Raw genomic sequence first — 7410 nt, 5'->3', positions numbered from 1 at the left:
TAATCCGGACATGCACAAAGCGCCACTTTAGTCATGACGTATACCCCCATGTATAAAGAGCCCTTTGATGTCCTCCAGTATCAGGTAAAGACAAGGCACGAGCCCCCGGGTAATCAGCGTGGCAAAAAAAATACCGAACCCAAGGGAGATGGCCATGGGAATAAGAAATTTTGCCTGGCGCGAAGTTTCCATGATAATCGGAGCCAAGCCCCCGCAGGTGGTTAACGTAGTCAAGAGAATGGGCCTGAACCGCTGTATCCCGGCGGCCCTGATTGCGGCCGCCACAGGCATGCCCCCGCGCACCAGCCGGTTGGAAAAATCAATGAGCACCAAAGAGTCGTTGACCACCACACCGGACATGGCCACAATGCCGAACAGACTCAGAATGGACATGGAATACCCCATGATAATATGGCCGGCCACGGCTCCGATCATGCCAAAGGGAATGCAGAGCATGATAATCAACGGTTGAAAATAGCTTTTAAAGGGAATGGCCAGAAGCGCAAATACACAAAATAACGCCAGAGCCAGACCTTTCACCAACACAGCCACGCTCTCCCTGATATCTTCCTGTTTACCCTTGAACCCGTAGGACAAACCCGGATACCGGCTCACAAGGGAGGGCAGGATCTCCTGCTTCATGTCCCGGACAATATTTTCAGACAACGACTGCGGGTTAACATCAGCGGTAACCTGAATTTCGCGCCGTCCGTTGCTCCGGCTGATCACGGTATAGGCCCGGCCCTTGACGGTTTCAACGGCATCACGAAGCATAATCTCACCATTTGGGGTATTGACTACATAATTTTCAAATGCGGTTTCGGAATTGCGTTCCTCTCCGGCCAGGCGCACCCTTACCGTGACCTCATTTCTTCCCCGCTGGTTTTTCACTGCCTCAACGCCCTGGTAAGCATTCCGGATTTTAGCGGCAATGGTTCCCGGGGTCAGGCCCATGCGGTGGCCCGCGGGGGTAAGGGTGATATCAAACTGCCGTTTCCCCTGGGCAGATCCGTCATCAATGTCCGAGACCATGGGGTATTCGCCTAGATGCAGGGCAAGGTCCTCGCCGGCCCGGTCCAGGATATCCGTATTCCGGTGGTACAGGGCAATGGTCAGACTTTTGCCGGAACCGGGACCGCCCCGGTTGGCTTCAAAGGTCATGGTCTCAACCCCTGCGAGCGAACCGGTTTTTTCCCGCCAGATCCGGGTCACCTCGGAGGTGGATACCGGGCGCTCCTCGGGATCCGTCAAATAAATTCTGATCTGGATAAGGTTATCGCTGACCTCGGAAAAAATCCCTGTGGAGAGATTTTGTTTTCCATTTTCATCCACGGTCTTTTCAGCCGATGCCACCAGGAAGGTTTCCACGTCACGCACCTTGCTTTCAGGCGTACCATAGGGCAGGCAAATCTCACAAAAGGCGTAATCGGATTCCACCTTGGGATACGGGACCATACCCATTTTCCCGGACGTCACATATCCGGCGGTGATCAGCAACAGGGCAAGGCCCAGGGCAAAGACCGTATACCGCCAGGAAAGCAGTACAGCCAGTATCCGGCCATAAACGGATTTGACAATGGTTTCAAATTTTTCAGAAAACATGGCCTGCCACGCTTCAAGAATATTCAAGGGGAAAAACAAGGGGCGGCTGCCATGACTTAAATGAGCCGGCAGGATAAACAGGCTTTCGATCAAAGAGACACCAAACACCGCCGCCACCACCAGGGGCATGGTTTTAAACATCTTCCCCATGGTGCCCGGGATATACATGATGGGCATAAAGGTGACCATATTGGTGACCACCGAAAAAAACACGGGAACGGCAATGCTTTTTGTCCCCTGGATGGCGGCATCCAGAAACCCCATGCCCTGGCGCCGGCAATAATAGATATTTTCCCCCACCACCACGGCATCGTCCACCACAATACCCAAGGTAACGATAAAGGCAAACATGCTTACCATGTTGATGGTGAAATTGGCTGCGGACAAAAAGATAAAAGACCCCAGAAATGAAATCGGGATACCCAGGCTGACCCAGAAGGCCAGTCGGATTTCAAGGAACAGGGACAGGCACAAAAAGACCAGGGCAAGTCCCATATAGGCGTTGCCCAACAGAAGATCCGCCCTTTGGGTGAAGGTTTTGGACAAATCTCTGACAATGCTTAAATGAATCCCCCCGGGCAGGTTGTCATTAATGTTTTCCAGCATCTTTTTGGTGGCGCCGGCCACCTTGGTGGGGGTCTGTTTTCCCACCCGGTAAACAGCAATGGTAACGGCCCGTTTGCCGTTAAACGAAGCCCAGGAATTAGAATCCTCAAACCCTTCGCTTACCTTGGCAATGTCAGACAGCACCAGCTGGGATCCGTCCTCCCGGGTGAGGATAGGCAGTTTTGCATATTGCAGGGCATAGTCTTTCCGGGATTTGATGCGCAGCAGGATATCTCCCCCCCCGGATTTGATGGCGCCGCCGCCCAGCTCCACCGAAGCTGTGGAGATGGCATCTGCCACATCGGACAGGGTCATGCCGTAGCGCCGCAGGGTATTGGTGGAGATCTCCACCAGGATCTCCCGCTCCCTGACGCCTTCCAGTTCCACCTGGGTGATTTCCGGATCAGACAGAAACCTGTCCCTGATATCGTCGGCAAGATCCCGCATGGTGTTTTCCGGCGCATCCCCGTAAAGGGCCAGGCGCACCACTTCCCGCTTCCGGGAGGTGATGGTGATCACCGGATCTTCCGCCTCATCCGGAAAGGTGTCGATCCGGTCCACCTCGCTTTTGATCTCCTGCCACAACCGGGTGACATCAGCCCCGTCCAGGGCTTCTACGGTGATTGATGCACTGCCTTCTAAAGCTTCGGATGTAATTTCATCTATGCCTTCAATGTCCCGCACTGCCTCTTCCACGGCCAGGATAATGCCTGATTCCACCTCTTCGGGACTAGCCCCGGGATAGGGCACTGAAATACTCACCGAATCCATGGTAAATTCGGGAAACACCTCCTGCCTGATGTTAAAACCCATGAAAAGCCCGCCCACAAGGAAAACCGCCATGAGCAGATTGGCCGCCACGGTGTTGCCGGCCATCCAGGCAACGGCCCCCCTTGGACCGTGCCCTGCAGGCCCGGGAAAACCCGGGTTATGTTCGGACATTATCGGTTCTCCCCTGGCGTAAGGGTCAAGGCCATGCCCGGCACCGGTGCGGAAAGATCAGAACAGATCACAAGATCACCAGGGGAAAGTCCGGACCGGATGAACACCCGGTCATTTTCAATCCACACAGGTGCCACCTTGCGGATCTCCAGACGCCCGTCATTATATATCCATAAACTGGAATCCTCCCGGACCAGGGACCGGGGCACAGGAAATACATTGTCAAAGGACTGGCCTTCAATAACCGCTTCCACATGATCATCCAGCAGCATGGCCGGACGACCTTTGGCAGGCCCGAGCCCCAGGGGGTCATCCACCCGGATAATGACGCCTGCCATGCGGCTTTGCTCGGTTACCGTCCCGGTAGTCCGCACCACACGTCCCTCCCGCTCCCGGCCGGCATAGAGGGAGCGGATACGCACAAGGCTCCCGTTAGCTTCATGGACCCGGATCCGGTCCAGGCGGTCCAGGGGAACCTGGACTTCCACCTGGTAGCAGGCCACGTCCACCAGGGTGGCAAGAGCGCCCTGGGCTGCGGCCATGGCACCGGCATCTACCTCCTTGGAAAGCACCAGGGCATGGAAGGGGGCCGTAATCCGGGTTCGTTCCAGGTCCAGGCGCGCGGCTTCAAGATCGCTTCTGGCGCTTGCCACGGCAGCCCTGGCCTGGTCAAGCTGGGGTTTTCTCAACACCAGGCTGGTCTCCCGGACCCTGTTGGGCGACATGGTGGCCATGAGCTTGAGTTCTTCCCTGGCAATCTGCTGCTGACCCTTTTCAATTTCAAAATCAGCCCGGGCCTTGTCCAATGCGCTTTGGGCCTTGTTCACGGCCAGCTCATAGTCTGCCGGATCAATCCGGACCATGGTCTGTCCCTTGGGGATTAATCCCCCCCGGACAAATTCCGGAGCCACCTGGATGACAGTTCCGGCCACCTGGGATTTAATCACCACTTCCCGGTCCGGCTGCACCGTACCCATGGCCCGGATACGGGCTGTGACCCGGCCGGGATTCACTTTCATGATATCCACCACCGGGGCTGTTTTTACCGCAGGTTTGCGTTTGAATTTTACTGTGTTGGATTTGTAGTACCAAAATCCTGCAACGCCCAGGGCAATCAGGCACACAGGCAGAAGAATTTTCAAAAGAATTACACCCGGGGATGACTGAGAAGCAGTTTGATTCATAACTCACTAGTTTCTTGTCTACAGCCAGATCATTTCGCCGGGTTGGTCCGGTCCTGCAACATACAGTGCTGTGGATAACGGGTCAAGATTTTTAGACATCTCCGTGGTTGCTTTTTCAGGACAATTATTTTCCTCGCTTAAATGGGCCAGAATCACATGGTCAAGATCTTTGTGAAAGACCTCGGCCACCAGATCCCTTGCATCCTGGTTGGAAAGATGGCCGGTTCTGGACTGAATCCGCTGCTTCAAATGCCAGGGATATGGGCCGGCCATGAGCATGTCAGGATCATGGTTGGCTTCGATATAAAGCACATTGGAATGGCGTAAATGGGTGCGGACAAGGTTGGTGACCACACCAAGATCGGTGGCAATACCTATTTTTTTTGCACCGTGCGTCAATGTAAGACCTGCAGGGTCGCAGGCATCGTGGGAAATAGAAAAAGGATTGACGGTTAGAGAACCGATCTCAAAGGCGTCGCCGCATTCAAAAAAAGAGATCTGGTCAATGGTGCCAAGATCCTTGCAGGCGGCAAAGGTATCCCGGGTGGCATAGACAGGGATATTGAACCTCCGGCTCAGTACCCCTGCCCCTTTGATGTGATCGGTGTGTTCGTGGGTGATGATGATGGCTTTCAGGGATTGGGGGGCGACCCCCACGGCCGCCATACGGCGCTGGATCTCTATGCCTGAAAGCCCGGCATCAACAAGTACGGCGGTATCCGGTGTAGATACAAATATAGCGTTCCCTTTGCTGCCGCTGGCAAGGGGGCACAGGCAGAATGACCTATTCTTCTTTAGCGGCTTCTGCATCTTTTTTGGCAGCTTTGTAGGAAAGCTTGATTTTTCCGTCGCGGGTGATATCAAGCACTTTGACCTTTATTACGTCACCCTCCTTAACCACGTCAGTGACCTTTTTGACCCGGTAGTCGGCCAGTTCCGAAATATGAACTAAACCGTCCGTACCGGTTTTAATATTTACAAAAGCACCAAAGTCAGTGATTTTTACCACTGCCCCTTCATAGATGCCACCGATCTCCGGATCCATGGCAATATCCTTGACCATGGCCAGGGCCTTGGCGGAATCCGCTTCATTTTCAGCGGCAATTTTAACAATGCCGTCATCATCCACCTCTATGGTGGTGTTGGTGTCGGCCTGAAGCGCACGGATCACCTTGCCGCCCGGGCCGATGATATCCCGGATCTTGTCCTTGTTGATCTGGATAGAGACGATCTTGGGCGCGCGGGGAGATATATCCGCCCTTGATTGATCCAGGGTATCAAGCATTTTCTGCAGGATGTGCAAACGTCCGGCATTGGCCTGGTTCAAAGCGGTTTCCATAATCTGTTTGGACAATTCGTTAATCTTGATGTCCATCTGCAATGCTGTAATGCCGTCTTTGGTGCCGGCAACCTTGAAATCCATGTCGCCGAAATGATCCTCGTCACCAAGAATATCGGAAAGCACAACCGTGTTGTTTTCATCAGAGACCAGCCCCATGGCAATGCCGGATACCGGGGCTTTAATGGGAACACCGCCATCCATCAGGGCCAGGCATCCGGAACATACGGTTCCCATGGAAGAGGATCCGTTGGATTCCATGACTTCGCCCACCAGGCGGATGGTATATTCGAATTCATCATGGGGGGGAATGATCCGCTCCAACGCCCTGTGGGCCAGGTTCCCATGGCCGATGTCCCGGCGGGACGGTCCGCCCGGACGTTTTACCTCGCCAACGGAAAAGGGAGGGAAATTATAGTGAAGCATAAATGTCCGGGTCTCATTATTGGAGTCCAGGGTCTCCAGGCGCTGTTCGTCCAGACCTGAACCCAGGGTGAGCACGCCCATGACCTGTGTTTCACCACGGGTAAACAGCGCAGAACCATGGGGCCGGGGCAGGCAACCCACTTCGCAGGTGATCTGGCGAATCTCATCAAAGGCCCGGCCGTCAATGCGTCTGCCTTCTTTGAGAACAATATCCCGAGATACTTTTTTCACGGTTTTGCTGAAAGCGTCCTTGATCTCTTTGACTTTTTCCGGATATTCAGGCTCAAACCGGGCAACCGCCTCATCTTTAAGCGCACTCAGAGCGTTCTGGCGCTCGATTTTGGTTTTAATCTGAACCTTTTCATGAATCTTATCCCAGGCCCAGTCCTGAACCTTGGCGGCAAGGGCCTCATCCTTTTTGGGCGGTGTGAATGTGCGCTTTGCCTTCCCCGCAGTGTTTTTCAACTCTTCCTGCAGGGCAATGGCAGGCTGCATGGCTTCGTGGCCAAAGAAAATGGCATCCAGCATATCCTTTTCAGATACAATGTCAGCCCCGCCTTCCACCATGACCACACCGGTTTTGGAACCGGCCACGGTCAGATCAATGTCACTTTGCTCAATCTGTTCAGGCGTGGGGTTGGCAATGAACTGTCCGTTGACCCGTCCCACCTTGACACCGGCAATGGGGCCGTTAAAGGGGATGTCTGAAATCCCAAGGGCAGCAGAAGCCCCGATCATGGCAAGGATGCCGGGGTCGCACAATTTATCCGTGGACATCACGGTGGCAATCACCTGGGTTTCAAAATTATAACCATCTTCAAACAACGGCCGGATGGGCCGGTCAATGAGACGGGCATTTAAGGTTTCATGCTCCGAAGGCCGCCCTATTTCCCGCCTGAAATAGTTCCCCGGAATTCTGCCGGCTGCATAAATTTTTTCCTGGTATTCAACGGACAGGGGAAGAAAGCTGATCTCCTCTTTGGGGTCTTTGGCCGCCACCGCCGTTACAAGCACCACGGTTTCCCCGTACTGCACCATCACGGCCCCGGAGGCCTGTTTGGCAATTTTTCCTGTACTGATAATTAATTCTTTGCCGCCGATATCGGCTGAAACAACTTTTTCCATAATTTCTCCTGATAAACTGAAAAATAAAAAACGGCGGCAGAAGGTGGGAAAAAGGCTTACATATAATAACCCCGCATATTTACCATCAAACACCTCAAAGGCTGCCAAGGTTGGTTTGATAGCAAAGATGCGAACTTATATAAAAACCATTCCCCTCTTGCACCGCCCTGCTGAAAACAAAAACCG

At 53.7% G+C, this 7410-nt stretch carries 4 protein-coding genes; all 4 read right to left on the bottom strand.

The window, feature by feature from the left end; all coding sequences use genetic code 11:
• Nucleotides 1–27: 27 nt before the first annotated feature.
• The 4 genes from AB7U36_RS14685 to pnp are packed head-to-tail and all read right to left on the bottom strand — an operon-like array spanning nt 28 to nt 7224.
• Nucleotides 28–3150 (bottom strand): efflux RND transporter permease subunit, encoded by a 3123-nt coding sequence (locus tag AB7U36_RS14685; protein ID WP_428160483.1) that lies wholly within the window; start codon nt 3148–3150, stop codon nt 28–30.
• A complete protein-coding gene (locus AB7U36_RS14680) occupies nt 3150–4334 on the bottom strand; it encodes an efflux RND transporter periplasmic adaptor subunit (RefSeq protein WP_428160482.1) in 1185 nt (394 codons plus the stop codon). The genes AB7U36_RS14685 and AB7U36_RS14680 overlap by 1 nt, the downstream gene beginning before the upstream one ends.
• 18 nt (nt 4335–4352) lie before the next feature.
• A complete protein-coding gene (locus tag AB7U36_RS14675; protein ID WP_428160481.1) occupies nt 4353–5144 on the bottom strand; it encodes an MBL fold metallo-hydrolase in 792 nt (263 codons plus the stop codon).
• The gene (gene pnp / locus AB7U36_RS14670; RefSeq protein ID WP_428160480.1) at nt 5119–7224 is read right to left on the bottom strand and encodes a polyribonucleotide nucleotidyltransferase; all 2106 of its coding nucleotides are present in this window, start codon (nt 7222–7224) and stop codon (nt 5119–5121) included. Before pnp ends, AB7U36_RS14675 begins: the two co-directional genes overlap by 26 nt.
• Nucleotides 7225–7410: the final 186 nt, after the last annotated feature.

Source organism: Desulfobacter sp., from assembly GCF_050177295.1.
Note: the sequence above shows the minus strand (reverse complement) of the source record. Positions and strands in the feature narration are given on the sequence as shown.